Raw genomic sequence first — 26,439 nt, forward strand, 5'->3', positions numbered from 1 at the left:
ACTAGGAGGTTGGCATATGTTATTTGGAAGATTAACAGAACGTGCGCAGCGTGTTTTAGCACATGCACAAGAAGAGGCAATTCGCTTAAATCACTCTAATATTGGAACAGAGCATTTACTACTAGGTTTAATGAAAGAACCAGAAGGCATTGCGGCAAAAGTATTAGAAAGTTTTGATATTACAGAAGATAAAGTTGTTGCAGAAGTAGAAAAATTGATTGGACATGGTCAAGAACAAATGGGTGCGTTACACTATACACCACGCGCTAAAAAGGTCATTGAACTTTCAATGGATGAAGCACGTAAATTACAGCACAACTTTGTAGGAACAGAGCACATTTTACTTGGCTTGATCCGTGAAAACGAAGGTGTAGCTGCACGTGTATTTGCAAACTTAGATTTAAATATCACTAAAGCACGTGCACAAGTTGTTAAAGCGTTAGGTAGCCCAGAAATGTCTAATAAAGGTGCACAAGCGGCTAAATCAAACAACACACCAACTTTAGATGGATTAGCGAGAGATTTAACAGTTATTGCTAAAGACGGTACGTTAGATCCAGTCGTAGGCCGTAACGCTGAAATTACACGTGTGATTGAAGTGTTAAGCCGACGTACAAAAAACAATCCCGTTCTTATCGGTGAACCTGGGGTAGGTAAAACTGCTATTGCGGAAGGTCTTGCTCAAGCAATCGTCAACAATGAAGTTCCAGAAACATTAAAAGATAAACGTGTTATGTCTTTAGATATGGGAACTGTTGTCGCAGGTACAAAATACCGTGGTGAGTTTGAAGAACGTCTTAAGAAAGTAATGGAAGAAATTCACCAAGCAGGTAATGTCATTTTATTCATTGACGAATTGCATACACTCATTGGTGCGGGTGGTGCAGAAGGTGCAATTGACGCCTCAAATATTTTAAAACCTGCCCTTGCACGTGGTGAACTACAATGTATTGGTGCGACAACATTAGATGAATACCGTAAACACATCGAAAAAGATGCTGCACTTGAACGACGTTTCCAACCGGTACAAGTAGATGAACCAAGTGTTGCGGATACAATTGAAATTTTAAAAGGCTTACGTGATCGTTATGAAGCACATCACAGAATTAACATTTCCGACGAAGCGATTGAAGCTGCTGCAAAATTAAGTAATCGTTATGTACAAGATCGTTTCTTACCAGATAAAGCGATTGATTTAATTGATGAAGCTAGCTCAAAAGTACGCTTAAAAAGCCATACAACACCAACAAGCCTAAAAGAGATTGAAGTACAAATTGAACAAGTGAAAAAAGAAAAAGATGCTGCAGTCCATGCACAAGAATTCGAAAACGCTGCAAATCTTAGAGATAAACAAACGAAATTAGAAACACAATACGAAGAAGCTAAAAATGAATGGAAAAATAATCAAGGTGGTCAACACACAACACTTGTCCCTGAAGATATTGCAGAAGTTATTGCGGGTTGGACAGGTATTCCATTAACACGCTTGAACGAAACAGAATCAGATCGATTACTTAACTTGGAAGAAACATTACACCAACGTGTAATCGGTCAAGATGATGCAGTTGCTGCCATTTCTAAAGCAGTACGTCGCGCGCGTGCAGGCTTAAAAGATCCAAAACGTCCAATTGGTAGCTTCATTTTCCTAGGACCAACAGGTGTAGGTAAAACAGAACTTGCACGTGCATTAGCGGAATCTATGTTTGGTGAAGAAGATGCGATGATTCGTGTTGACATGAGTGAGTTTATGGAAAAACATGCAGTGAGCCGTTTGGTTGGAGCCCCTCCTGGATACGTAGGTCACGATGACGGAGGTCAATTAACTGAAAAAGTACGTCGTAAACCATACTCAGTTATTTTATTTGATGAAATTGAAAAAGCGCACCCAGATGTATTTAACATCTTATTACAAGTGTTAGACGATGGTCACTTGACTGATACGAAAGGTCGCCGAGTAGATTTCAGAAATACAGTCATTATTATGACTTCTAACGTCGGTGCACAAGAATTGCAAGACCAACGATTCGCAGGCTTTGGTGGCAATTCAGAAGGTAATGACTATGAAACAATTCGTAAAACAATGATGAAAGAATTGAAAAATGCGTTCCGTCCAGAGTTCTTAAACCGTGTTGACGACATCATTGTATTCCACAAACTTAATAAAGAAGAATTGAAAGAAATCGTAACAATGATGGTAGGCAAATTAACAGATCGCTTATCTGAACAAAACATTCATGTGAGTGTCACAGATGCAGCGAAAGATAAAATTGCCGCTGAAGGTTATGATCCAGAATATGGTGCACGTCCATTAATCCGTGCAATTCAAAAAACAGTTGAAGATAACTTAAGTGAGTTAATCTTAGAAGGTAAAGAACTAGAAGGTAAAAACGTTACTGTTGACTTTGACGGTGAATCTTTCCAATACGACATTTCTGAACGAGAATCAGATCAAGCAACAACATCATCTGAAGCATAATCGTAAAAATGTCTGAAAAGAACTAACATATTTAAAGTGATTGAAAAGCGCACATAACCCTGCGCTTTTGAGTCACATGCTTTTAAGGAGACGATTAAATCTTATGACAAATAAGAGATCGTCTCCTTTTATGTTGTATTTATTAGAGTGATAGATATAAAATAGAAAATCATTAGCATTGATCTCCTTTTGTTAAGTGACTTTGTATTTGGTCAAGTTGGCGGGTATTCGATTGCTTGCAACAGGCACACAGGTAAAGTCTAGATATGTATTAAAATTGACTATGGATACGGTGTTAATTACGATGTACATTGAATGATTACGCATTATTTCATAGGTTGTAGTGTGAAGCACAATCAGCCTTACGCAAAATTTGTCTTAAATCTTTAACAAGTATAAAATATATATGTTATCCGAAGAGATGGGGGTGGCCTTGTGGCGAAAAAGAAAGTGATATTTGAATGTACAGCTTGTGGTTATCAATCTCCAAAATGGATGGGCAAATGTCCAAATTGTGGTGCATGGAATACAATGGAAGAATCGATAGAGCAAAAAGTAGCGAGCCCTAAACATGGGGTCAGATCTCAAAAAACGAGTACTTCCAAAATTCAAAAACTAAATGAAATTAAACAAGAGCAAGCACCGCGTATCCTAACAAATAGTGATGAGTTTAACCGTGTACTTGGCGGAGGTATTGTAGAAGGATCGCTCGTTCTCATTGGTGGTGACCCAGGTATTGGGAAATCGACGTTGTTATTACAAATGTGTGCAGCATTGTCCCAAAGTAAAAATGTATTATATATTACAGGTGAGGAGTCACTTAATCAAACAAAGTTAAGAGCAGATCGCCTAGACGAAGATGCGAGTCAATTGAATGTTTTTGCTGAGACAGACTTAGAAGTGATTCATGAAGCAGTAAAGAAAATTGAACCGGAGCTTATTGTAGTGGACTCAATTCAAACGATTTATCATCCAGAGATTAGTTCGGCTCCAGGCTCTGTGTCACAAGTTCGTGAAAGTACACAAAGCTTAATGCATATTGCAAAACAAATGAATATTGCTACTTTTATTGTAGGGCATGTGACAAAAGAAGGCCAAATTGCTGGACCGCGTTTGTTAGAACACATGGTGGATACGGTGCTGTATTTCGAAGGCGACGAACATCATGCTTATCGTATTTTAAGAGCCGTTAAAAACCGTTTTGGTTCCACGAATGAAATGGGCATATTCGAAATGAAACAGTCTGGATTGAAAAGTGTATTGAACCCATCAGAGATGTTTTTAGAAGAGCGTTCTACCAACGTACCTGGCTCAACAATCGTTGCGACGATGGAAGGGACACGTCCGCTACTTATTGAAGTTCAAGCGCTCGTTACGCCGACGACATTTAATAACCCTCGACGAATGGCTACAGGCATAGATCATAATCGTTTGAGTTTATTAATGGCAGTGTTAGAGAAAAAAGAAGGCTATCTATTACAACAACAAGACGCCTATATTAAAGTAGCAGGAGGCGTGAAGTTGTCTGAGCCAGCAGTGGATTTAAGTATTATTATCGCAACAGCATCAAGTTTTAAAGACCAAGCTGTCGATGGATTAGATTGCTTTATTGGAGAAGTTGGATTAACAGGTGAAGTACGACGCGTTTCCCGTATCGAACAACGGGTACAAGAAGCGGCAAAACTCGGTTTTAAACGTGTGATATTACCTAAAACAAATATAGGGGGATGGCAATTCCAGCAAGGTATTGAAGTGATTGGTGTTTCTACTGTAAATGAAGCATTAAAATATGCCATAAAATAATAGAAAGGAGGGAGGAAAAATGGATTTTGTCAAACTGCTCGTTATCCTATCATACATTGTTATCGGGAGTGTCTTAGGCATTGTATTGATTCCTGAGATTGTTGTAGACTTTGAAGTCAGTCATCCGCCGATGATAGAAAATAGCTATTTTGCAGCGTTTATGGGTACAGTTTTGATGTTTTTATTATTTGGTTGGTTTATTCCACGCATTGCATATGCTATTAAAGATTTAGAGCAATTTGTGTTAGGATACAGTGCGATTGAAATTATATTTGCGACTATTGGCCTGTTTATGGGCTTGCTCATTTCTGTTATGATTTCTTTTATTTTAGAATTTATTGGAACAGACTTTATTAATCGTATTATCCCGATTATTTTAACTTTAATTTTAAGTTATTTAGGTTTCCAATTTGGTCTTAAAAAACGAGATGAAATGTTGCTGTTTTTACCGGAAAACATGGCACGTTCGATGGCAATTAGCGCACGTAACGCGGTGCCAAAAATTATTGATACGAGTGCGATTATAGACGGTAGAATATTAAAAATTATGGAAGCGGGCTTTATAGATGGTGAGATTTTAATTCCGCAAGGTGTGATTAACGAGTTGCAAGTTGTGGCTGATGCAAATGATAGTATTAAACGTGACAAAGGGCGTCGTGGCTTAGAGATTCTTAATGCGATCCATATGTCAAAACACCCGACACGTATTGTTCATCCACAGCGAAGTCATCATGATATTGATGATTTACTCGTAAGATTGGCGCAACATTATCGTGCTCACGTGATTACAACGGATTATAATTTAAACAAAGTTTGTAGTATTCAAGGCATTAAAGTGTTGAATGTTAATGATTTATCAGACGCAATTCGACCTGAAGTGCATCAAGGAGACCGATTTGACCTTATGATAACTAAAGTAGGTAAGGAACCGGGTCAAGGTGTAGGTTATTTTGATGACGGAACGATGGTCGTGGTCGACGATGCGAAGCAATATATTAATCAAACGATTCCTTTAGAAGTGATTAGTATGTTACAGACAGCTTCTGGGCGCATTATATTTGCAAAAAAGGTGGAGGAATAAATGACAAATTATCATGTGATCATACCGGCAGCAGGTACTGGAAATCGAATGGGACGTGCTTATAATAAATTATTGATTCGTGTTGCAGGGCGTACAATTTTAGAACATACGATAGACGTATTTCAAAAAGATGATCAATGTGAAAGTATTTATTTAGCCATCCATCCAAGAGACCGTGAGCAATTACAAAATCTTTTAGCGCCTTATAGTAAAATTAAAGGCTTAATTGAAGGTGGAAAAGAACGTCAAGAAAGCATTCATAAAGTCATCCAACATATGAATGTGGCTGAAGATGAAGTCGTACTTGTTCATGATGGTGCGAGACCTTTTATTACACATCAGACCATTAAAGAAGTTACTTTAGCAATCGAAGCATGTGGTGCGGCTATCGTAGGTGTTAAAGCGAAAGATACGATTAAATTGGTTCAAAATCAGTTTGTGTCACAAACTTTAGACCGTTCCGCTTTATGGCAAGTACAAACACCACAGGGCTCTAAATTTCAGCATTTAAAAACAGCCTATGATGATGCGCTGTCTAAAAAAATCAATGGCACTGATGACGCTTCGCTATTAGAAGCTTCTGGTCAGCCGATTTATATGGTTGAAGGCGACTATGATAATATTAAAGTAACGACGGAAGAAGATCTTACATATGCGGAAGCAATATTTGATAAAAGGAGAAAAGAAAATCATGTATAGAGTTGGATTAGGTTATGACGTTCATGCTTTTGACGAAACGCGCCCATTAATTATCGGTGGAATTGAAGTGCCGCATACACATGGGTTAAAAGGCCATAGCGATGCCGATGTTTTGCTTCATGCGATCACCGACGCGATGTTAGGTGCATGTGCACTAGGAGATATTGGGAAATTATTCCCTGACACAGACCCACAGTTCAAAGATGCAGATTCTAAAAAATTGTTAGTCGCTGCATATGAACAAGTTAAAAATGAAGGTTACATTATTAATAATATTGACGCAACCATCATTGCTGAGCGCCCTAAATTCCGCCCTTATATTGATGAAATGCGTGCTGTCATTGCTGATTTGTTTGAAGTCGCAATACAACAAGTCAATGTAAAAGCAACAACAAGTGAAAAGTTAGGTTTTACAGGTCGTCAAGAAGGTATCGCAGCACAAGCCATCGTATCCTTAACAGCGCAAGCATAGTTAAAAGTAACATATACACAACATGACATGACATGTTATAATTAAAAAATTGAAGAACAAAACAGGAGTGAACGAAATGAGTAACCGAGTAAGAGTCAGATATGCACCAAGCCCAACAGGTTATTTGCATATCGGTAACGCACGTACTGCATTATTTAACTATTTATTCGCGAAACACTATGATGGAGATTTTGTGATTCGTATTGAAGACACGGATACTAAGCGTAACCTTGCCGATGGTGAAGCTTCACAATTTGAAAATTTAAAATGGTTAGGCTTGGATTGGGATGAATCTGTGGATCAAGATAAAGGTTATGGTCCATATCGTCAATCTGAACGTGGTCACATTTATCAACCGCTTGTGGATCAATTGTTAGCTGAAGACAAAGCGTACAAATGTTACATGACGGAAGAAGAATTAGAAGCAGAGCGTCAAGCACAAATCGAACGCGGTGAGATGCCACGTTATGGTGGTAAACATGCCCATCTAACAGAAGAGGAAAGACAGCAGTTTGAAGCAGAGGGACGTAAGCCTGCTATTCGTTTACGTGTTCCACAAAATAAAACATATCAGTTCGATGACATGGTGAAAGGGACAGTTTCTTTTGAATCTGATAACTTCGGCGACTGGGTAATTGTGAAAAAAGATGGTATTCCAACATACAATTTTGCAGTTGCTGTAGATGATCACTATATGGAAATTACAGATGTGATTCGCGGCGATGATCATATTTCTAACACACCGAAACAATTAATGATTTATGAAACATTTGGTTGGGAACCGCCTCGTTTTGCACATATGACATTAATCGTGAATGAGCAACGCAAAAAGTTAAGTAAGCGTGACGGTCAAATTTTACAGTTTATTGAGCAATATAAAGAGTTAGGTTATTTACCAGAAGCGTTATTTAACTTTATCGCATTATTAGGGTGGTCTCCTGAAGGTGAAGAAGAAATCTTTTCTAAAGAACAGTTCATCGATATCTTTACTGAAAAGCGTCTATCAAAATCTCCTGCATTTTTCGATAAACAAAAATTGGCTTGGATTAATAACCAATACATGAAAGAAAAAGATTCAGAAACAGTTTTTGAGATGACATTACCGCATATGGTTAAAGCTGGTTTGTTACCTGAATCACCATCAGAAGCTGAATTAGACTGGGGACGTAAACTCGTGGCACTTTATCAAGAACAAATGAGCTACGCTGGAGAAATCGTACCTTTATCAGAGCTATTTTTCCGAGACGAAAAAGAATTAGACGAAGCTTCACAAGAAGTGTTGAATGGTGAACAAGTTCCTGAATTAATGAATGCACTATATGGTAAATTAGAAGCGTTAGAGCCATTTGAAGCTGCTGAAATTAAAAAGAAAATTAAAGAAGTCCAAAAAGAAACAGGCATTAAAGGGAAACAACTCTTCATGCCAATTCGTGTTGCGGTAACTGGACAAATGCATGGACCAGAATTGCCGAATACAATGGAAGTGCTTGGCAAAACAAAAGTACTTCGTCGAATTAATCAATTATTGTAATGACTGCCTTAATTATAAAATGAGGCTTAAAGAGCGATTTAGACTGTTTTCAAGCCGTTTCCAAATTTATAACTTGATATCACGTTCAAAATCCACTACCATAAAGGTGGATTTTGATTTGAATAAAGGATTAGTAGGCAAATTGCGTGTTTTAGAGAGTGTACGGTTGCTGCAAGTACATCACAATATTTGTTGAATGCACCTTTATAAGAAGAACTAAATAATGAATGAGTGAGTAGGTCAAAGAGAATTTAATGATTCTCGTCGATATACTAATTGAGAGTGGAACCGTGCTTAAGCACCTCTGACATAATTTGTGTCAGAGGTGTTTTTTGTACTAAGTAATAAGAATAACTATTTTAGGAGGAAATGCAGTGATCAAACGAATGATGGATGATGTAAAAATGGTCTTTGAACAAGACCCAGCAGCGCGTTCGACTTTTGAAGTGATTACAACATACGCGGGCTTGCATGCCGTGTGGAGTCATCTTATTGCACATCGTTTATACAATAAAAAACGCTTCACATTAGCGCGTGTCATATCTCAAGTTTCTCGCTTTTTTACAGGTATAGAAATCCATCCAGGCGCTAAAATTGGACGTCGTCTTTTTATCGATCATGGCATGGGTGTCGTTATCGGAGAGACATGTACAATAGGTGATAATGTAACGATTTACCAAGGTGTGACTTTAGGGGGGACTGGGAAAGAAAAAGGTAAGAGACACCCCGATATTGGAGACAACGTCTTGATTGCAGCAGGGGCTAAAGTATTAGGAAATATTAAAGTAGACTCGAATGTCAATATCGGTGCCAATTCTGTTGTATTAAGAAATGTGCCTAGTTATACAACTGTTGTAGGCATTCCTGGTCGTGTGGTAAAACAAGACGGCATTCGCACCGGTAAAACGTTTGATCATCTCAATTTGCCTGACCCTATTTATGAACAACTCAAGCAGCTTGAACGACAACTTGAACAAACTAAAAATGGAGAGATTAAAGATGATTACATTATATAATACACTAACGCGTCAAAAAGAAACTTTTAAACCGATTGAACCTGGGAAAGTCAAAATGTACGTTTGCGGACCGACTGTTTACAACTACATTCATATTGGAAATGCACGTCCAGCTATTAACTATGATGTTGTCAGACGTTATTTCGAATATAAAGGCTATGAAGTGAATTATGTATCAAATTTCACAGATGTCGATGACAAACTGATTAAACGTTCTCAAGAACTTGGAGAAACAGTACCTGAAATTGCAGATCGTTATATAAAAGCATTCCACGAAGATACGGGTGCATTAAATGTCAAACCGGCAACATGCAACCCACGTGTTATGGAACATATGGATGATATTATCAAATTTATTCAAAATTTAATCGATGAAGGCTATGCTTACGAAAGTGGCGGAGATGTCTACTTCAGAACACGCAAATTCGATGGTTATGGAAAGTTAAGCCATCAATCTATCGATGATTTGAAAATTGGTGCTCGCATCGAACAAGGTGAACAAAAAGAAGAAGCTTTAGACTTCACTTTATGGAAAAAAGCAAAACCGGGCGAAATCAGTTGGGAAAGTCCATTTGGTACAGGACGTCCGGGTTGGCACATTGAATGCTCAGTGATGGCCTATGAAAAACTAGGTGCAACGATTGATATTCACGCTGGTGGAAGTGATTTACAATTTCCTCACCATGAAAATGAAATTGCACAATCAGAAGCGCATAATCATGCACCATTTGCAAACTATTGGATGCATAACGGCTTTATTAATATTGACAATGAAAAAATGAGTAAATCATTAGGTAACTTTATTTTAGTTCACGATATTATTAAAGAGGTCGACCCCGATGTATTGCGTTTCTTTATGATCAGCGTACATTATAGAAGTCCCATCAACTATAACATCGAGCGTGTAGAAGCTGCACGTAGTGGTCTTGAGCGTATTCGTAACAGTTATCAAGCGCTCATTGAACGAGAAGCGGTTGCTACAAATCTTGTAGACGATACGAATTATTTAGAACAAATTGAACAAGTACTTGAGCAATTTGAAAAAGTGATGGACGATGATTTTAATACAGCGAATGCCATTACAGCGTGGTATGATTTAGTTAAACTTACAAATAAATACATGTTAGAAGATAATACGTCGACACAAGTGATTCAACGTTTTAAAGAAGTATTCCAAATCTTCAGTGACGTACTGGGTATCCCACTTACTTCTCAAAAAGATGAGCAACTGCTTGATGAAGAGATTGAAAAATTAATTGAAGAACGAAATGAAGCTAGAAAAGCTAAAGATTTTGCACGTGCAGACGAAATTCGTGATCAATTAAAAGCACAAAATATTATTCTTGAAGATACACCACAGGGCGTGAGATTTAAACGTGGCTAATGACATCAACAAAAAATTATTAAATCCACTCTCTTTAGCATATGTGGGCGATGCTGTTTTAGATCAGCACGTCCGTACATATATCATTCTCAAATTACAGAGCAAACCGAACCGCTTGCATCAAGAAGCGAAAAGATTTGTCTCAGCTAAAAGTCAGGCTGCAACACTTGAAGCTTTAATTGAAAACAATTGGTTTACAGAAGAAGAACGAGATATCATTCGACGTGGACGTAATGCTAAAAGTTATACAAAAGCGAAAAACACAGATATTCAAACCTATCGAAAAAGTTCTGGCTTAGAAGCGCTGATTGGCTATTTATATTTAGATCAACAAAATGCGAGACTGGAAGCATTATTAACGACAATAGTTGAATATGTAGAAGAAAGGCGTTGAATGAAATGGATTCAGAAATCATTGTTGGCCGTCATGCAGTAAGAGAAGCTGTGACAACCGGACATACCATTAATAAGATACTGATTCAAGAAGGCATTAAAAAGCAACAGATTGAAGATATTTTAAAAGCTGCAAAATCAGCAAAACTTGTTGTACAAACCGTTCCAAAATCAAAATTAGATCAAATCTCGAATGCACCTCATCAAGGCGTAGCAGCTTATGTCGCTCCTTACGAATATGAGACATTAGATCATTTCTTAAAGCAACAAGCTGAAAAAGAGACACTTTCTACAGTATTAATCTTAGATGGCTTGGAAGATCCGCATAATTTAGGGTCAATATTAAGAACAGCAGATGCAACTGGTGTGGATGGGATTATTATTCCGAAAAGACGCTCTGTTGCATTGACACAAACAGTAGCTAAAGCGTCTACTGGCGCGATTCAACATGTCCCGGTTATTAGAGTCACGAATCTATCTCAAACGATGGATGAATTGAAAGATAAAGGCTACTGGATAGCGGGCACAGAAGCAAATCATGCGACAGATTATAGACAAATGCAAGTGGACGTTCCGTTAGCTATTGTTATCGGAAGTGAAGGTCAAGGAATGAGCCGTCGGGTAAAAGAAAAATGTGATTTTTATATTAAAATTCCTATGGTTGGCCATGTGAATAGTTTGAATGCTTCTGTTGCAGCAAGTTTAATGATGTATGAAGTGTTTAGAAAACGGCGGCCCATTGGCGGTGAAGATTAAAAGATGAAAGACTATTATGTAATCATTGACGGGTACAACATGATAGGTCAGTCTCCAGAATTAAGTCGAGTAGCTAAAGAAAACTTAGAAGAAGCAAGAGAGCAACTGCTGATTGAAATCGCAAACTATAATGCGGTCATAAAAGGGAAAATTGTTTGTGTTTTACAAGGTACGCCTCAGTCAGAGTCTGTCTATCATGGTGTGCATGTGATTTTTACGAAAGAAAATGAAACGGCTGATAGTTTTATTGAGCGTTATGTTTACAATATTTACAACAAACATACAACGCATATCACAGTTGTAACAAGTGATATGAGTGAACAGCATGCTATTTTTGGGACGGGCGCTTATCGTTTATCTTCAAGAGAAATGTGGCGCCATTTAAAAGAAAATAAAGAGACCGTCACAAAGTCGATGCATCATTTTCATGAACAGAAGCCGAGAACGCGGATTCACTTATCTGAAGAAGTATTGTCTGAATTTGAGAAATTAAGGCGAGGCGAGTCCGAAGAATAAGATTTCGCAAGTTGTCTGAAGTCGTTATGAATAGGTATGATAAAGCATATTTTTCGAAGGCGAGGAAGAACGCATATGCTTTATCAATATGAATTAGATGATACTTTTTCTGTAATGATTGCTCAAGTAAAGGCCCAGCAACCAGAGGCAATCGTACAATTGATCACTTACATTGAGCAATATGCACGAAAAAGTTTTAGTGACTTTAGTATCATACCGGCAGATTGCGAAGATCTTATCCAAGAAGTGTTGCTAGCCATTTTTAAAAAGATACAAAGCGAGAATTTTTATTACGATGTCCCTTTCGAACATTATATTCATCGCGCAATTTATTTACGTAAAATAGACTATCGCCGTAAAAAGATGACGCATGAACGGTTATTCGACAACTATATTGAACGCTATGCGACGCAATACCAAGTTATGTTGGCACAGCAATATCAAAGTGGGTGTACATCGCAACAATTTTGTCATGAAGTATTAAAACTAGCGGACCGTGGATTAAGTCATTTTGAAATGCAGGTGTTGAAATATCTGATTGAGGAATGGAAACCGTCAGAAATTGCATTGGCATTAAAGGCTGAAGATAAAAAAATATATAATGCCATCTACCGAATCCGTAAGAAATTGAAAGTACTTTTGGACGAATAGTGTGGTTTGACAATTGAACATAAACTTATGTATAGTAAACTGGTATTATAGAAGCAAGGTGAAATAAGTTGAAAAAAGTGCCATTAAATTGCGAGGAATGTGGAAACCGTAACTATCATGTACCGAAAACGATCAATAAAACTGACCGGCTCGTATTAAAGAAATTCTGTGCAAAATGTAATACACATACATTTCATAAGGAATCTAAATAAATAGGAGGGATTTTCGTTATGCCAAAAAAAGAAAGCTTTTTCCGAGGCGTTAAATCCGAAATGGAAAAAACAAGCTGGCCAACTGGACCAGAACTTGTAAAATACACAACAATCGTAGTCATGACAGTGCTATTCTTTTTGTTATTCTTCTACGGTTTAGATATTGGAATTGGTCAATTAATTAAAATGATAAAATAGTGAATGAGGAGTTGTCAGCATGTCTGAAGAGTTAGGGGCAAAACGTTGGTATGCAGTACATACCTACTCTGGTTATGAAAATAAAGTGAAAAAGAATTTAGAAAAACGTGTTGAGTCAATGAACATGACAGAACAAATCTTTAGAGTTGTGATTCCTGAAGAAGAAGAGACACAAGTTAAAGATGGAAAAGCTAAAAAGCAAATGAAGAAAACATTTCCTGGTTACGTATTAGTTGAGTTAGTCATGACGGACGAATCGTGGTACGTTGTTAGAAATACACCAGGTGTAACTGGATTTGTAGGATCAGCTGGGGCGGGTTCAAAACCTAACCCATTATTACCAGATGAAGCACGTTTTATTCTTAAGCAAATGGGCATGAAAGAAAAGACAATTGATGTAGAAGTGGATTTAGGTGAACAAGTCCGTATTACTTCTGGGCCGTTTGCAAATCAAGTGGGCGAAATCAGTGAAATTGAAGCGGATAAATTTAAGTTGACTGTATTAGTTGATATGTTTGGACGCGAAACACCAGTTGAAGTTGAATTTGATCAAATAGAAAAACTCTAAACGTGTAAAAAGTTATAAAAAATGAGTTGTATTCAGCGTATGAAAATGTTACAATTACGAAGTCGCGCATTCATAGCGCTACATTTCGTCACGAAATGTTAAGAGTGGGAGGGCAAAATTGAGCCCTGTGACCACATCACGATATCAAGGAGGTGCACATCGTGGCTAAAAAAGTAGAAAAAGTAGTTAAGTTACAAATTCCAGCAGGTAAAGCAAACCCAGCACCACCAGTTGGTCCTGCATTAGGTCAAGCCGGTGTGAACATTATGGCTTTCACAAAGGAATTTAACGCACGTACACAAGAACAAGCAGGTTTAATTATTCCGGTTGAAATTTATGTTTATGAAGATCGTTCATTTACATTTATTACTAAAACACCACCTGCAGCTGTATTACTTAAAAAAGCAGCTGGTATTGAAAAAGGTTCTGGTGAGCCAAACAAAACTAAAGTTGCTACAGTAACAAAAGATCAAGTACGTGAAATTGCTAACACTAAAATGCCTGACTTAAATGCTGCAGACGAAGAAGCAGCTATGCGTATCGTTGAAGGTACTGCACGTAGTATGGGTATTATTGTTGAGTAATTACCAACTGATTAACAAATAAGACAATGAGAAAATAAATTTTCGTAAGAACGCAGGTAGCCTATGAACAAGAAAGCATTCACTGTGATTCGCACAGATTTGTGCTAGGGACTATCTGCGCTCAACTTGCTTGAAGCAAGTAAATGTGGGAGGACATTCCGATAAAACCACTAAAGGAGGACAAAAAATGGCTAAAAAAGGTAAAAAGTATCATGAAGCTTTAAACAAAGTTGATCGCCAAGCATTCTATACAGTAGAAGAAGCAATCAGCTTAGCTAAAGAAACATCTATTGCTAACTTCGATGCTTCAGTTGAAGTGGCTTTCCGTTTAGGTATTGATACACGTAAAAATGACCAACAAATCCGTGGTGCAGTAGTATTACCACACGGTACTGGTAAATCTCAACGTGTATTAGTTTTTGCTAAAGGCGACAAAATCGCTGAAGCAGAAGCAGCAGGTGCTGACTATGTTGGAGATGCAGAATATGTAAACAAAATCCAACAAGGTTGGTTTGATTTTGATGTTGTTGTTGCAACACCAGATATGATGGGTGAAGTTGGTAAATTAGGTCGTGTATTAGGACCTAAAGGTTTAATGCCAAACCCTAAAACTGGCACAGTAACAATGGACGTTAAAAAAGCTGTTGAAGAAATCAAAGCAGGTAAAGTTGAATACCGTGCAGAAAAAGCGGGTATCGTACACGCTTCAATCGGTAAAGTTTCTTTCGATACAGAAAAATTAGTTGAAAACTTCAAAACTTTACAAGATGTGTTAACAAAAGCGAAACCATCTTCAGCTAAAGGTACTTACTTTAAGTCTGTTGCAGTAACAACTACAATGGGCCCTGGTATCAAAGTCGATACTGCAAGTTTCAAACTTTAAGACTTATCTCTTAATGATGCGCTAAATCATTAAGTGACTTGATAAATAGAAAATAATGGTTGACTTATTACACAAAAGCCGTTATATTAATTTTTGTTGAATATTTTACCTAAGACAGTAGGAGTTCTAACTGAACTTAAAAATCATCCTACCGAGGCTAAAATGGACTTGAACGTATGAACTTTCAAGCACTTTTTGCCGTGGGTAAAAAGTGCTTTATATTTAAGTCTTGGACTTAAATATAAAAAGCACCTAAAACTTATCGATGGAGGTGTCAAAATGTCTGGAATCATTGAAGCGAAAAAACAACAAGTTGACGTCATTACTGATCAACTTAAAAGTTCTGTTTCTACAGTAGTTGTTGACTACCGTGGTTTAACAGTAGCAGAAGTAACTGAATTACGTAAACAATTACGTGAAGCTGGTGTTCAGTACAAAGTATACAAAAACACTATGTTACGTCGTGCAGCAGAACAAGCTGGCATTGAAGGTTTAGACGAGTTCTTAACTGGACCTACAGCAGTAGCATTCACTACTGAAGACGTTGTAGCCCCAGCTAAAGTCATCGCTGGATTCGCTAAAGAACACGAAGCTTTAGAAATCAAGACGGGTATCATGGAAGGTAGTATCATTACTGCTGACGAAGTGAAAACAGTTGGTTCATTACCATCACACGAAGGTCTTGTATCAATGCTTCTTTCTGTATTACAAGCGCCAATGCGCAACTTTGCTTATGCAGTTAAAGCTGTTGGAGAAAACAAAGAAGAAAACGCAGAATAAACGATAAATTAAAACTTAAAAATTGGAGGAATAATAACATGGCTAATCAAGAGCAAATCATTGAAGCAATTAAAGAAATGTCTGTTTTAGAATTAAATGACTTAGTTAAAGCAATCGAAGAAGAATTTGGTGTAACTGCAGCAGCACCAGTTGCAGCAGCAGGTGCTGCTGGTGGAGACGCAGCAGCAGAAAAAACTGAATTTGACGTTGAGTTAACTTCAGCTGGTTCATCTAAAATCAAAGTTGTTAAAGCTGTTAAAGAAGCAACTGGTTTAGGATTAAAAGACGCTAAAGAATTAGTTGACGGTGCTCCAAGCATCATCAAAGAAGCTTTACCAAAAGAAGAAGCTGAAAAACTTAAAGAACAATTAGAAGAAGTTGGCGCTTCAGTAGAATTAAAATAATTCGTTGATAAGTGAAAAACCCGCTATTTTTGGAATAGCGGGTTTTTGAATATAATACGATAAAGAGGTGTGACACCGTGAGTCATTACTATGATGCACATCCTGATGCAACACCAGATGAGAGAGAAATTAGCTATTATTATCAGCAACACGAACTGTCACTCACAACAGATACAGGTGTGTTTTCTCGTGATAAAGTTGATTTCGGCTCTGATTTATTGATACAGACATTTTTAAATGAACACCCGCCAGGTCAATTGAAAAGGATTATTGACGTCGGTTGTGGTTATGGACCGATTGGTTTAATGGTGGCCAAAGTTGCACCCCATGATCATATTACAATGTTAGATGTAAACCATCGCGCATTAGCATTAGCTAAAAGAAACGCCAAAGCGAATGGCATCTCAAATGTGACGATACAAGAGAGTGATGGGTTAGCCATGATAGAAGACGAAGCATGTGACTACGTTTTAACTAATCCACCCATTCGTGCTGGTAAACAAGTGGTTCACCAAATTTTGACAGATGCATACCGCGTGCTTAAAACTGAGGGTGCGTTGTATGTCGTTATACAAAAAAAGCAAGGCATGCCATCTGCTAAGAAAAAAATGGACGAGGTTTTTGGAAACGTCTCATCTGTTAAAAATAGTAAAGGTTATCACATATTAAAGAGTTTTAAATCTTGATTTTAAATATTGACTATGATATAGTTGTAAGATGAAATAATTATGTTCAATAAGTGTGTACTTTTACGGTTAAAGTTTCATTGTAACATTTCAAAATAAGACTTATAGAATAGAAAATGGTGTCATCGATTATGTGCTACCGTTTTCTTTTTGTCTTGTTACATGATGAGAACTGAAAAGTGTTCGCACAATTTTTGAGGGGTGAATCTGTTTGGCAGGTCAATTTGTCCAATATGGAAGACATCGTAAACGTAGAAACTACGCAAGAATTTCAGAAGTTTTAGAGTTACCAAACTTAATTGAAATTCAAACAAAATCGTATGATTGGTTCTTAAAAGAAGGTCTTTTAGAAATGTTCCGCGACATTTCTCCAATCGAAGACTTCACAGGTAATCTTTCATTGGAATTTGTAGATTATAGATTAGGTGAACCGAAGTATGATTTAGAAGAATCAAAAAACCGTGATGCAACATATGCGGCGCCATTACGCGTTAAAGTTCGTCTAGTTATTAAAGAAACAGGCGAAGTGAAAGATCAAGAAGTATTTATGGGAGATTTCCCTTTAATGACAGAAACAGGTACTTTTGTAATTAATGGTGCGGAACGTGTTATTGTATCTCAATTAGTTCGTTCACCGTCTGTCTACTTTAATGAAAAGTTAGATAAAAATGGTCGTGTGAACTATGATGCGACTGTTATTCCTAACCGCGGTGCATGGTTAGAGTATGAAACAGATGCGAAAGATGTTGTTTATGTACGTATTGATAGAACAAGAAAGTTACCATTAACAGTATTATTACGTGCATTAGGTTATTCAACTGACCAAGAAATCATTGATTTAATTGGTGACAATGAATACTTAAGAAACACTTTAGAAAAAGATAGCACTGAAAATACAGAACAAGCATTATTAGAAATTTATGAACGTTTACGTCCAGGTGAACCACCAACGGTAGAAAATGCTAAAAGCTTATTGTATTCTCGTTTCTTTGACCCTAAACGTTATGATTTAGCAAGCGTAGGACGTTATAAAGCAAATAAAAAATTACATTTAAAGCATCGCCTATTCAATCAAAAATTAGCTGAACCTATTGTAAATACTGACACAGGTGAAATTGTTGCTGAAGAAGGCACAGTTTTAGATCGTCGTAAGTTAGACGAAATCATGGATGTTCTTGAAACAAATGCTAACGCACAAGTTTACGAACTTCCTAATAGTATTATCGATGAACCTGTAGAAGTACAATCTATTAAAGTTTATGTACCAAATGATGATGAAGAACGTACAACAACTGTGATTGGTAATGCATTCCCAGATTCAGAAGTGAAATGTATTACACCTGCTGACATCGTGGCGTCTATGTCATACTTCTTTAACTTATTGCATGGTATCGGTTATACAGATGACATTGACCATCTTGGTAATCGTCGTTTACGTTCAGTTGGTGAATTGTTACAAAACCAATTCCGCATTGGTTTATCAAGAATGGAACGTGTGGTACGTGAAAGAATGTCTATTCAAGATACTGACTCAATCACACCACAACAATTGATTAACATTCGCCCAGTGATTGCATCAATTAAAGAGTTCTTTGGTAGCTCACAATTATCACAATTCATGGACCAAGCGAACCCACTTGCTGAGTTAACACACAAACGTCGTTTATCAGCTTTAGGGCCTGGTGGTTTAACACGTGAACGTGCACAAATGGAAGTTCGTGACGTACACTATTCTCACTATGGCCGTATGTGTCCAATCGAGACACCAGAGGGTCCAAACATTGGTTTGATCAACTCACTTTCAAGTTATGCACGTGTGAATGAATTTGGTTTCATTAAAACTCCATACAGAAAAGTAGACCTTGAAACAAACACAATTACAGACCGTATTGATTACCTTACTGCTGATGAAGAAGACAGTTATGTTGTTGCCCAAGCGAACTCAAGACTTGATGAAAACGGACGTTTTATCGATGACGAAATCGTTTGTCGTTTCCGTGGTAACAACACAACTATGGCTAAAGAAAAAATGGACTACATGGACGTATCGCCTAAACAAGTTGTTTCAGCTGCGACAGCATGTATTCCGTTTTTAGAAAACGATGACTCTAACCGTGCATTGATGGGTGCGAACATGCAACGTCAAGCAGTACCATTGTTAAACCCAGAATCACCATTCGTAGGTACAGGTATGGAGCACGTAGCCGCACGTGATTCAGGTGCTGCTGTTATTTCTAAGTATCGTGGCCGCGTTGAACATGTTCAATCAAGCGAAGTTTTAGTACGTCGCTTAGTTGAAGAAAATGGTCAAGAAGTAGAAGGTGAATTAGACCGTTATCCATTAGCGAAATTCAAACGTTCAAACTCAGGTACATGTTATAACCAACGTCCTATTATCGCAGCAGGCGACGTTGTTGAAAAAGGCGAAATTCTTGCAGATGGTCCATCTATGGAACTCGGAGAAATGGCCTTAGGTCGAAACGTTGTTGTTGGATTTATGACTTGGGATGGTTATAACTACGAGGACGCCGTAATTATGAGTGAGCGCCTTGTTAAAGATGACGTTTATACTTCAATTCATATCGAGGAATATGAATCTGAAGCACGAGACACAAAACTTGGGCCTGAAGAAATTACTCGCGATATACCAAACGTTTCAGAAAACGCACTGAAAAACTTAGATGACCGCGGTATTGTATACGTTGGAGCAGAAGTAAAAGATGGCGATATATTAGTCGGTAAAGTGACGCCTAAAGGTGTTACTGAATTGACAGCAGAAGAACGCCTATTACATGCGATCTTTGGCGAAAAAGCACGTGAAGTTCGTGATACGTCATTACGCGTACCACACGGTGCAGGTGGTATTGTTCTTGATGTTAAAGTGTTTAACCGTGAAGAAGGCGATGATTCACTTTCACCAGGTGTGAACCAACTTGTTCGTGTGTACATCGTTCAAAAACGTAAAATTCATGTAGGGGACAAAATGTGTGGTCGTCACGGTAACAAAGGTGTCATCTCTAAAATTGTTCCTGAAGAAGATATGCCGTACTTACCAGATGGCCGTCCAATTGACATCATGTTAAACCCACTAGGTGTACCATCACGTATGAATATCGGACAAGTTTTAGAGTTGCATTTAGGTATGGCTGCTAAAAACTTAGGTATTCACGTTGCTTCACCAGTATTTGACGGTGCCAACGATGAAGACGTATGGTCTACAATTGAAGAAGCAGGTATGGCACGTGACGGTAAAACAGTACTTTACGATGGCCGTACAGGAGAACCATTTGACAACCGTATTTCAGTTGGTGTGATGTACATGTTGAAACTTGCGCACATGGTAGATGATAAACTTCACGCACGTTCAACTGGACCATATTCATTAGTTACACAACAACCTCTTGGTGGTAAAGCACAATTCGGTGGACAAAGATTTGGTGAGATGGAGGTATGGGCACTCGAAGCTTATGGTGCAGCATACACACTTCAAGAGATCTTAACTTACAAATCAGATGACACTGTAGGTCGTGTGAAAACTTATGAAGCGATTGTTAAAGGTGAAAACATTTCAAGACCAAGTGTTCCTGAATCATTCCGCGTATTGATGAAAGAGCTACAAAGTTTAGGCCTTGATGTGAAAGTGATGGATGAACAAGACAATGAAATTGAAATGCGCGATTTAGATGAGGATGATATTCCAGATCGTAAAGTCAATATTCAACCATCTACTGTTCCAGAATCTCAAAAAGAATTTAACGAATAAATGCATGTTGAAAATCAAAATCGATCTTGAATAGGAGATCGCAAAGTCGCATGAGACGTCATAGCGTGCCGATAGTTATGTACGTTCAATGTAACTTTTAAGAATTTAATTGCGCTGAGAACATGAAACGCGTTAAAGACTTAACCTGAACTTGATTAAAACGATAGGGAGACGAGTGGCGCTTTTGCTATTCGAGAAGAGAGATGTGTGGAAACTTACATGCATCCTCTCTATCCTGTTCGTTAAATAGACATTGCTTTAATATATTATGAAATCGTGTGAATCAATCAACTAGCACAGCTAATTTAAACTAAAGGAGGTAGGCTCCTTGATTGATGTAAATAAATTCCATTACATGAAAATAGGACTCGCTTCACCTGAAAAAATCCGCTCTTGGTCATATGGTGAGGTCAAAAAACCAGAAACAATTAACTATCGTACTTTAAAACCAGAAAAAGATGGTCTATTCTGTGAAAGAATTTTCGGACCTACTAAAGACTGGGAATGTAGTTGTGGGAAGTATAAACGTGTACGTTACAAAGGTATGATTTGTGACCGATGTGGTGTAGAAGTGACAAAATCAAAAGTACGTCGTGAACGTATGGGTCACATTGAGTTAGCAGCTCCAGTTTCGCATATTTGGTATTTTAAAGGGATTCCAAGTCGTATGGGTCTTTTATTAGACATGTCACCACGTGCGTTAGAAGAAGTTATTTATTTTGCTTCTTATGTCGTTGTGGATCCAGGACCAACAGGCTTAGAAAAGAAAACATTGCTTTCTGAAGCAGAATTCCGTGAATATTATGATAAATTCCCTGGTCAATTTACTGCAAAAATGGGTGCTGAAGGGATTAAAGATTTATTAGATGAGATTGATTTAGATCAAGAATTAAAAGTATTACGTGACGAATTAGAATCTGCAACTGGTCAACGTTTAACACGTGCTATCAAACGCTTAGAAGTTGTTGAATCATTCCGTAACTCTGGTAACAACCCAGCTTGGATGATTTTAGACGTACTTCCAATTATTCCACCTGAGATTCGTCCAATGGTTCAACTTGATGGTGGTCGTTTTGCTACAAGTGATTTGAACGACTTATACCGTCGTGTTATTAACCGTAACAATCGTTTAAAACGTTTGTTAGATTTAGGTGCGCCTGGCATCATCGTTCAAAACGAAAAACGTATGTTACAAGAAGCTGTAGATGCGTTAATTGATAACGGTCGTCGTGGTCGTCCTGTAACAGGACCAGGTAACCGTCCATTAAAATCACTTTCACATATGTTAAAAGGGAAACAAGGTCGTTTCCGTCAAAACTTGTTAGGTAAACGTGTAGACTATTCAGGTCGTTCAGTTATCGCAGTAGGTCCAAACTTAAAAATGTACCAATGTGGTTTACCGAAAGAAATGGCATTAGAATTGTTCAAACCGTTTGTAATGAAAGAATTAGTACAACGTGAAATTGCGACAAACATCAAAAATGCTAAAAGTAAAATTGAGCGTACTGAAGACGAAGTTTGGGACGTTTTAGAAGATGTTATTATTGAACACCCTGTACTTTTAAACCGTGCGCCAACATTGCACAGATTAGGTATCCAAGCGTTCGAACCTACATTAGTTGAAGGCCGTGCGATTCGTTTGCACCCACTTGTTACAACTGCCTATAACGCAGACTTTGACGGTGACCAAATGGCGGTTCACGTTCCATTATCTAAAGAAGCACAAGCTGAAGCACGTATGTTAATGCTTGCTGCACAAAACATCCTAAACCCTAAAGATGGTAAACCAGTCGTAACACCATCACAAGACATGGTATTAGGTAACTATTACTTAACATTAGAACGTAAAGACGCTGTGAATACAGGAATGATGTTTAACGATACGAATGAAGTCATCAAAGCTTATGCGAATGGTCATGTACATTTACACACACGTATTGGTGTCCAAGCTTCTTCATTCAACAACCCTACATTTACTGAGGAACAAAATAACAAAATTTTAGCGACATCTGTAGGTAAAGTCATCTTTAACGAAATTATTCCGGACTCATTTGCGTACATTAACGAGCCAACAGCAACGAACCTTGAGAAAAACACACCAGATAAATACTTTGTTGATCCATCAGAACTTGGTGAAGGTGGTCTAGCTGAGTACTTTGAAAATACTGAACTTGTTCCACCATTCAACAAAAAATTCTTGGGTAATATTATCGCAGAAGTGTTCAATCGCTTTAGCATTACAGATACGTCTATGATGCTTGACTTGATGAAAGACTTAGGATTTAAGTATTCATCAAAAGCAGGTATTACAGTAGGTGTAGCAGACATTGTTGTATTACCAGATAAACAAGAAATCTTGGATGAATCAGAAAAATTAGTTGAGCGCGTTCAAAAACAATTCAACCGTGGTTTATTAACAGAAGAAGAACGTTATAATGCGGTTATTGAAATTTGGACAAATGCAAAAGATAAAATCCAAGCTAAATTGATGAAATCACTTGATAAAACGAACCCAATCTTCATGATGAGTGACTCAGGTGCCCGTGGTAACGCATCTAACTTTACGCAACTTGCAGGTATGCGTGGTTTAATGGCCGCACCATCTGGTAAAATCATCGAACTTCCAATCACTTCATCATTCCGTGAAGGTTTAACGGTATTAGAGTACTTTATCTCTACTCACGGTGCGCGTAAAGGTCTTGCCGATACAGCACTGAAAACTGCTGACTCTGGTTACTTGACACGTCGTCTTGTTGACGTTGCACAAGATGTCATTGTTCGTGAAGAAGACTGTGGTACAGACCGTGGCTTACTCGTTTCAGATATTAAAGAAGGTACTGAAATGATCGAACCATTTATTGAACGTATCGAAGGTCGTTATTCAAAAGAAACTGTACGTCATCCTGAGACAGATAAAATTATCATTCGTCCAGACGAATTAATTACACCAGAAATCGCTAAAGAAATTACGGATGCTGGTATTGAAGAAATGTATATCCGCTCTGCATTTACATGTAACACAAGACATGGTGTCTGTGAAAAATGTTATGGTAAAAACTTGGCAACAGGTGAAAAAGTCGAAGTTGGTGAAGCAGTAGGTACAATCGCTGCACAATCTATCGGTGAACCTGGTACACAATTAACAATGCGTACATTCCACACAGGCGGGGTTGCTGGTAGTGATATTACACAAGGTTTACCACGTATCCAAGAGATTTTCGAAGCGCGTAATCCTAAAGGTCAAGCCGTTATTACTGAAATTGAAGGTGTGATTGATAACATCACAGTTGGCAAAGATAGACAACAAGAAATCGTTGTTAAAGGTGCGAACGAAACACGCTCATATCTTGCCTCTGGTACATCACGCTTGAAAGTAGAAATTGGCCAATCCGTAGAACGTGGTGAAGTATTAACGGAAGGTTCAATTGAGCCGAAAAACTTCCTTGCAGTTGCTGGTTTAACAGCGACAGAAGAATACTTGCTTAAAGAAGTTCAAAAAGTTTATCGTATGCAAGGTGTAGAAATCGACGATAAACACGTTGAGGTCATGGTACGTCAAATGTTACGTAAAGTTCGTATCATTGAAGCGGGTGACACGAAATTATTACCAGGATCACTTGTTGATATCCATAACTTTACAGATGCGAACCGCGAAGCCTTTAAAGAACGTAAGCGTCCTGCGACTGCGAAACCAGTCTTATTAGGTATTACAAAAGCTTCTCTTGAAACAGAAAGCTTCTTGTCAGCGGCATCCTTCCAAGAAACAACACGTGTTCTTACAGATGCTGCGATTAAAGGTAAACGTGATGACTTACTCGGACTTAAAGAAAATGTTATCATTGGTAAATTAATTCCTGCAGGTACGGGTATGAAACGCTACAGTAAAGTTGATATTGAAAAAGATGAAGCGCCACAACAAGGCCTTGAAGAGCAAGTCATTATCGACTAATTAGAATCATTGAAGTAAGTTGTAATATTGGGATATGTCAATATATGATCTGTATTGACAGAAATAAAAGGTAGGGGCTGATTTCGATATCGTGTATACAATATTGAAATCAGACTGCCTGCATCCCCAATATAAGATTGACAGGTATTCATAAGTCTCTAAAAATCAATATTTATTGTGAATAACAGTTGACGAAGCATTTATGAAAATGATAATATAGTAAAGGTTGATGCAAGCAAGTACTTTGGAGGATATGTAAATGTCTAATGAAAAAGTCACACGCTTAAACAAACAAGCCTACGTTGTTGGTTTAAAAGAAACGCTAAAAGCGCTTCAAAAACAACGTGTAAAAACATTGATTATCGGTGAAGATGTTAATGTGCATCTCTTAGCACGCGTGTTATGCTTTGCCAATCAAAATAAGATACCTATCGAATTCTTTCCAAGCCGCAAAGCATTGGGAGAATATGTTGGTATAAATGTAAAAGCAACGGTTGTTGCTTTGCTCAAATGAGATTAGTAAGTTTTTGCTTACTAAATTTTATTTAACCTAAAAATGAACCACCTGGATGTGTGGGATTAAGAAATGAAGAGAGGAGGAAACTTGAAATGCCTACTATTAACCAATTAGTACGTAAACCAAGAAAAAGCAAAACTCAAAAATCAGACTCACCAGCTTTAAATAGAGGTTTCAATAGTCAAAAGAAACAATTCACTAAATTGAATTCTCCACAAAAACGTGGCGTATGTACACGTGTGGGTACTATGACACCTAAAAAACCTAACTCAGCGTTACGTAAATATGCACGTGTGCGTTTATCAAACAACATTGAAATCAACGCATACATCCCTGGTATCGGACACAACTTACAAGAGCACAGTGTTGTACTTGTACGTGGTGGACGTGTAAAAGACTTACCTGGTGTGCGTTACCATATCGTACGTGGTGCGTTAGATACATCTGGTGTTGATGGTCGTATGCAAAGCCGTTCATTATACGGTACTAAAAAACCTAAAAAATAAGGTTAAAAGATTGTAAAATCAGCCTTTTAATCATGACTGATAGAATATAAATATACTATAATAGGAAGGGAGGACTTGTATTATGCCTCGTAAAGGATCAGTACCTAAAAGAGATGTGTTACCGGATCCAATTCACAACTCTAAGTTAGTAACAAAATTAATCAACAAGATTATGTTAGATGGTAAACGTGGAACTGCTCAACGTATTCTTTATTCAGCGTTCGACCTAGTTCAAGAACGTTCAGGTCGCGATGCTATGGAAGTTTTCGATGAAGCAATTAACAATATTATGCCAGTACTTGAAGTTAAAGCTCGCCGTGTAGGTGGTTCAAACTATCAAGTGCCTGTAGAGGTTCGTCCAGAGCGTCGTACAACTTTAGGTTTACGTTGGTTAGTAAACTATGCGCGCCTTCGTGGTGAAAAAACGATGGAAGAGCGTTTAGCTAACGAAATCTTAGACGCAGCAAACAATACTGGTGGTGCAGTTAAGAAACGTGAGGACACTCACAAAATGGCTGAAGCGAACAAAGCATTCGCTCACTATCGCTGGTAAGATATGTGCTAATTCCCTGAGCAATTCCAGTATCAGTAACAATCAACTTGCATTTTGC

The 26,439-nt window shown here is 37.9% G+C and carries 25 protein-coding genes and 1 other annotated feature; all 25 genes read left to right on the plus strand.

Annotation, left to right across the window (positions count from 1 at the left end; translation table 11 throughout):
• Nucleotides 1-16 precede the first annotated feature (16 nt).
• The 25 genes from HMPREF1208_RS00070 (at nucleotide 17) to rpsG (ending at nucleotide 26,381) form a co-directional block, all read left to right on the plus strand.
• Nucleotides 17-2,476 carry an ATP-dependent Clp protease ATP-binding subunit gene (locus tag HMPREF1208_RS00070; RefSeq protein WP_016424282.1) on the plus strand — a complete coding sequence of 820 codons (2,460 nt, stop codon included), beginning with the start codon at nucleotides 17-19 and terminating at the stop codon, nucleotides 2,474-2,476.
• A gap of 435 nt (nucleotides 2,477-2,911) precedes the next feature.
• A complete protein-coding gene (gene radA, locus HMPREF1208_RS00075) occupies nucleotides 2,912-4,279 on the plus strand; it encodes a DNA repair protein RadA (RefSeq protein WP_016424283.1) in 1,368 nt (455 codons plus the stop codon).
• Between the two features lie 19 nt (nucleotides 4,280-4,298).
• A complete protein-coding gene (locus HMPREF1208_RS00080) occupies nucleotides 4,299-5,360 on the plus strand; it encodes a PIN/TRAM domain-containing protein (protein WP_016424284.1) in 1,062 nt (353 codons plus the stop codon).
• Nucleotides 5,361-6,059 carry a 2-C-methyl-D-erythritol 4-phosphate cytidylyltransferase gene (gene ispD, locus HMPREF1208_RS00085; protein WP_016424285.1) on the plus strand — a complete coding sequence of 233 codons (699 nt, stop codon included), beginning with the start codon at nucleotides 5,361-5,363 and terminating at the stop codon, nucleotides 6,057-6,059. It abuts the gene before it with no gap.
• Nucleotides 6,052-6,531 carry a 2-C-methyl-D-erythritol 2,4-cyclodiphosphate synthase gene (gene ispF, locus HMPREF1208_RS00090; RefSeq protein ID WP_016424286.1) on the plus strand — a complete coding sequence of 160 codons (480 nt, stop codon included), beginning with the start codon at nucleotides 6,052-6,054 and terminating at the stop codon, nucleotides 6,529-6,531. Before ispD ends, ispF begins: the two co-directional genes overlap by 8 nt.
• Nucleotides 6,532-6,607: 76 nt before the next feature.
• Entirely contained in the window at nucleotides 6,608-8,062 is a 1,455-nt protein-coding gene (gene gltX / locus HMPREF1208_RS00095; protein ID WP_016424287.1) for a glutamate--tRNA ligase, read from the plus strand.
• 386 nt (nucleotides 8,063-8,448) lie between these two features.
• A complete protein-coding gene (cysE, locus tag HMPREF1208_RS00100; protein WP_171839470.1) occupies nucleotides 8,449-9,078 on the plus strand; it encodes a serine O-acetyltransferase in 630 nt (209 codons plus the stop codon).
• Nucleotides 9,062-10,462 (plus strand): cysteine--tRNA ligase, encoded by a 1,401-nt coding sequence (cysS, locus tag HMPREF1208_RS00105; protein ID WP_016424289.1) that lies wholly within the window; start codon nucleotides 9,062-9,064, stop codon nucleotides 10,460-10,462. The genes cysE and cysS overlap by 17 nt, the downstream gene beginning before the upstream one ends.
• 4 nt (nucleotides 10,463-10,466) lie before the next feature.
• Complete coding sequence (locus HMPREF1208_RS00110) at nucleotides 10,467-10,856, plus strand: Mini-ribonuclease 3 (protein ID WP_037559176.1); 390 nt, start codon at nucleotides 10,467-10,469, stop codon at nucleotides 10,854-10,856.
• A 5-nt stretch (nucleotides 10,857-10,861) separates the two neighbouring features.
• The gene (gene rlmB, locus HMPREF1208_RS00115; RefSeq protein ID WP_016424291.1) at nucleotides 10,862-11,611 is read left to right on the plus strand and encodes a 23S rRNA (guanosine(2251)-2'-O)-methyltransferase RlmB; all 750 of its coding nucleotides are present in this window, start codon (nucleotides 10,862-10,864) and stop codon (nucleotides 11,609-11,611) included.
• 3 nt (nucleotides 11,612-11,614) lie between these two features.
• Nucleotides 11,615-12,127, plus strand: a complete 513-nt coding sequence (locus HMPREF1208_RS00120) for an NYN domain-containing protein (protein ID WP_016424292.1) — start codon at nucleotides 11,615-11,617, stop codon at nucleotides 12,125-12,127.
• A gap of 75 nt (nucleotides 12,128-12,202) precedes the next feature.
• On the plus strand, nucleotides 12,203-12,778 hold the full coding sequence (locus HMPREF1208_RS00125; protein WP_016424293.1) for a sigma-70 family RNA polymerase sigma factor: 576 nt from the start codon (nucleotides 12,203-12,205) through the stop codon (nucleotides 12,776-12,778).
• Nucleotides 12,779-12,846: 68 nt separating this feature from the next.
• On the plus strand, nucleotides 12,847-12,990 hold the full coding sequence (gene rpmG, locus HMPREF1208_RS11610) for a 50S ribosomal protein L33 (RefSeq protein ID WP_081635116.1): 144 nt from the start codon (nucleotides 12,847-12,849) through the stop codon (nucleotides 12,988-12,990).
• 18 nt (nucleotides 12,991-13,008) lie between these two features.
• Nucleotides 13,009-13,188 (plus strand): preprotein translocase subunit SecE, encoded by a 180-nt coding sequence (gene secE / locus HMPREF1208_RS00130; RefSeq protein WP_016424294.1) that lies wholly within the window; start codon nucleotides 13,009-13,011, stop codon nucleotides 13,186-13,188.
• 19 nt (nucleotides 13,189-13,207) lie between these two features.
• Nucleotides 13,208-13,756: a transcription termination/antitermination protein NusG gene (nusG, locus tag HMPREF1208_RS00135; RefSeq protein ID WP_016424295.1), complete on the plus strand. Its 549-nt coding sequence runs from the start codon at nucleotides 13,208-13,210 to the stop codon at nucleotides 13,754-13,756.
• 161 nt (nucleotides 13,757-13,917) lie between these two features.
• Entirely contained in the window at nucleotides 13,918-14,340 is a 423-nt protein-coding gene (gene rplK, locus HMPREF1208_RS00140) for a 50S ribosomal protein L11 (RefSeq protein WP_016424296.1), read from the plus strand.
• A gap of 187 nt (nucleotides 14,341-14,527) precedes the next feature.
• Nucleotides 14,528-15,223, plus strand: a complete 696-nt coding sequence (rplA, locus tag HMPREF1208_RS00145; protein ID WP_016424297.1) for a 50S ribosomal protein L1 — start codon at nucleotides 14,528-14,530, stop codon at nucleotides 15,221-15,223.
• A 90-nt stretch (nucleotides 15,224-15,313) separates the two neighbouring features.
• Nucleotides 15,314-15,453 (plus strand) — a sequence feature (ribosomal protein L10 leader region).
• A gap of 49 nt (nucleotides 15,454-15,502) precedes the next feature.
• On the plus strand, nucleotides 15,503-16,003 hold the full coding sequence (gene rplJ / locus HMPREF1208_RS00150) for a 50S ribosomal protein L10 (RefSeq protein WP_016424298.1): 501 nt from the start codon (nucleotides 15,503-15,505) through the stop codon (nucleotides 16,001-16,003).
• Between the two features lie 38 nt (nucleotides 16,004-16,041).
• Nucleotides 16,042-16,407, plus strand: coding sequence for a 50S ribosomal protein L7/L12 (rplL, locus tag HMPREF1208_RS00155; protein ID WP_016424299.1), 366 nt, complete (start codon nucleotides 16,042-16,044; stop codon nucleotides 16,405-16,407).
• Nucleotides 16,408-16,484: 77 nt separating this feature from the next.
• Entirely contained in the window at nucleotides 16,485-17,093 is a 609-nt protein-coding gene (locus tag HMPREF1208_RS00160) for a class I SAM-dependent methyltransferase (RefSeq protein ID WP_016424300.1), read from the plus strand.
• 211 nt (nucleotides 17,094-17,304) lie between these two features.
• Nucleotides 17,305-20,856, plus strand: a complete 3,552-nt coding sequence (gene rpoB, locus HMPREF1208_RS00165; protein WP_016424301.1) for a DNA-directed RNA polymerase subunit beta — start codon at nucleotides 17,305-17,307, stop codon at nucleotides 20,854-20,856.
• Nucleotides 20,857-21,184: 328 nt separating this feature from the next.
• Nucleotides 21,185-24,805, plus strand: coding sequence for a DNA-directed RNA polymerase subunit beta' (gene rpoC, locus HMPREF1208_RS00170; protein ID WP_016424302.1), 3,621 nt, complete (start codon nucleotides 21,185-21,187; stop codon nucleotides 24,803-24,805).
• A gap of 259 nt (nucleotides 24,806-25,064) precedes the next feature.
• Entirely contained in the window at nucleotides 25,065-25,319 is a 255-nt protein-coding gene (locus HMPREF1208_RS00175; RefSeq protein ID WP_016424303.1) for a ribosomal L7Ae/L30e/S12e/Gadd45 family protein, read from the plus strand.
• A gap of 95 nt (nucleotides 25,320-25,414) precedes the next feature.
• The gene (rpsL, locus tag HMPREF1208_RS00180) at nucleotides 25,415-25,828 is read left to right on the plus strand and encodes a 30S ribosomal protein S12 (protein ID WP_016424304.1); all 414 of its coding nucleotides are present in this window, start codon (nucleotides 25,415-25,417) and stop codon (nucleotides 25,826-25,828) included.
• Between the two features lie 82 nt (nucleotides 25,829-25,910).
• Nucleotides 25,911-26,381 (plus strand): 30S ribosomal protein S7, encoded by a 471-nt coding sequence (gene rpsG, locus HMPREF1208_RS00185; RefSeq protein ID WP_014614746.1) that lies wholly within the window; start codon nucleotides 25,911-25,913, stop codon nucleotides 26,379-26,381.
• Nucleotides 26,382-26,439: the final 58 nt, after the last annotated feature.

Origin of the sequence: Staphylococcus sp. HGB0015 (assembly GCF_000411275.1) — a bacterium.
In the GTDB taxonomy this organism is placed as follows: domain Bacteria; phylum Bacillota; class Bacilli; order Staphylococcales; family Staphylococcaceae; genus Staphylococcus; species Staphylococcus schleiferi.

Bases quoted from the DNA above. Each gene is read 5' to 3' on its own strand.
- rplA (WP_016424297.1), top strand. From the start codon at position 14,528: ATGGCTAAAAAAGGTAAAAAGTATCATGAAGCTTTAAACAAAGTTGAT.
- ispD (WP_016424285.1), top strand. From the start codon at position 5,361: ATGACAAATTATCATGTGATCATACCGGCAGCAGGTACTGGAAATCGA.
- HMPREF1208_RS00120 (WP_016424292.1), top strand. From the start codon at position 11,615: ATGAAAGACTATTATGTAATCATTGACGGGTACAACATGATAGGTCAG.
- secE (WP_016424294.1), top strand. From the start codon at position 13,009: ATGCCAAAAAAAGAAAGCTTTTTCCGAGGCGTTAAATCCGAAATGGAA.
- rplJ (WP_016424298.1), top strand. From the start codon at position 15,503: ATGTCTGGAATCATTGAAGCGAAAAAACAACAAGTTGACGTCATTACT.
- rpsL (WP_016424304.1), top strand. From the start codon at position 25,415: ATGCCTACTATTAACCAATTAGTACGTAAACCAAGAAAAAGCAAAACT.
- rpsG (WP_014614746.1), top strand. From the start codon at position 25,911: ATGCCTCGTAAAGGATCAGTACCTAAAAGAGATGTGTTACCGGATCCA.
- gltX (WP_016424287.1), top strand. From the start codon at position 6,608: ATGAGTAACCGAGTAAGAGTCAGATATGCACCAAGCCCAACAGGTTAT.
- rlmB (WP_016424291.1), top strand. From the start codon at position 10,862: ATGGATTCAGAAATCATTGTTGGCCGTCATGCAGTAAGAGAAGCTGTG.
- rplL (WP_016424299.1), top strand. From the start codon at position 16,042: ATGGCTAATCAAGAGCAAATCATTGAAGCAATTAAAGAAATGTCTGTT.
- cysE (WP_171839470.1), top strand. From the start codon at position 8,449: ATGATGGATGATGTAAAAATGGTCTTTGAACAAGACCCAGCAGCGCGT.
- HMPREF1208_RS00070 (WP_016424282.1), top strand. From the start codon at position 17: ATGTTATTTGGAAGATTAACAGAACGTGCGCAGCGTGTTTTAGCACAT.
- HMPREF1208_RS00175 (WP_016424303.1), top strand. From the start codon at position 25,065: ATGTCTAATGAAAAAGTCACACGCTTAAACAAACAAGCCTACGTTGTT.
- HMPREF1208_RS00125 (WP_016424293.1), top strand. From the start codon at position 12,203: ATGCTTTATCAATATGAATTAGATGATACTTTTTCTGTAATGATTGCT.
- cysS (WP_016424289.1), top strand. From the start codon at position 9,062: ATGATTACATTATATAATACACTAACGCGTCAAAAAGAAACTTTTAAA.
- ispF (WP_016424286.1), top strand. From the start codon at position 6,052: ATGTATAGAGTTGGATTAGGTTATGACGTTCATGCTTTTGACGAAACG.
- HMPREF1208_RS00080 (WP_016424284.1), top strand. From the start codon at position 4,299: ATGGATTTTGTCAAACTGCTCGTTATCCTATCATACATTGTTATCGGG.
- nusG (WP_016424295.1), top strand. From the start codon at position 13,208: ATGTCTGAAGAGTTAGGGGCAAAACGTTGGTATGCAGTACATACCTAC.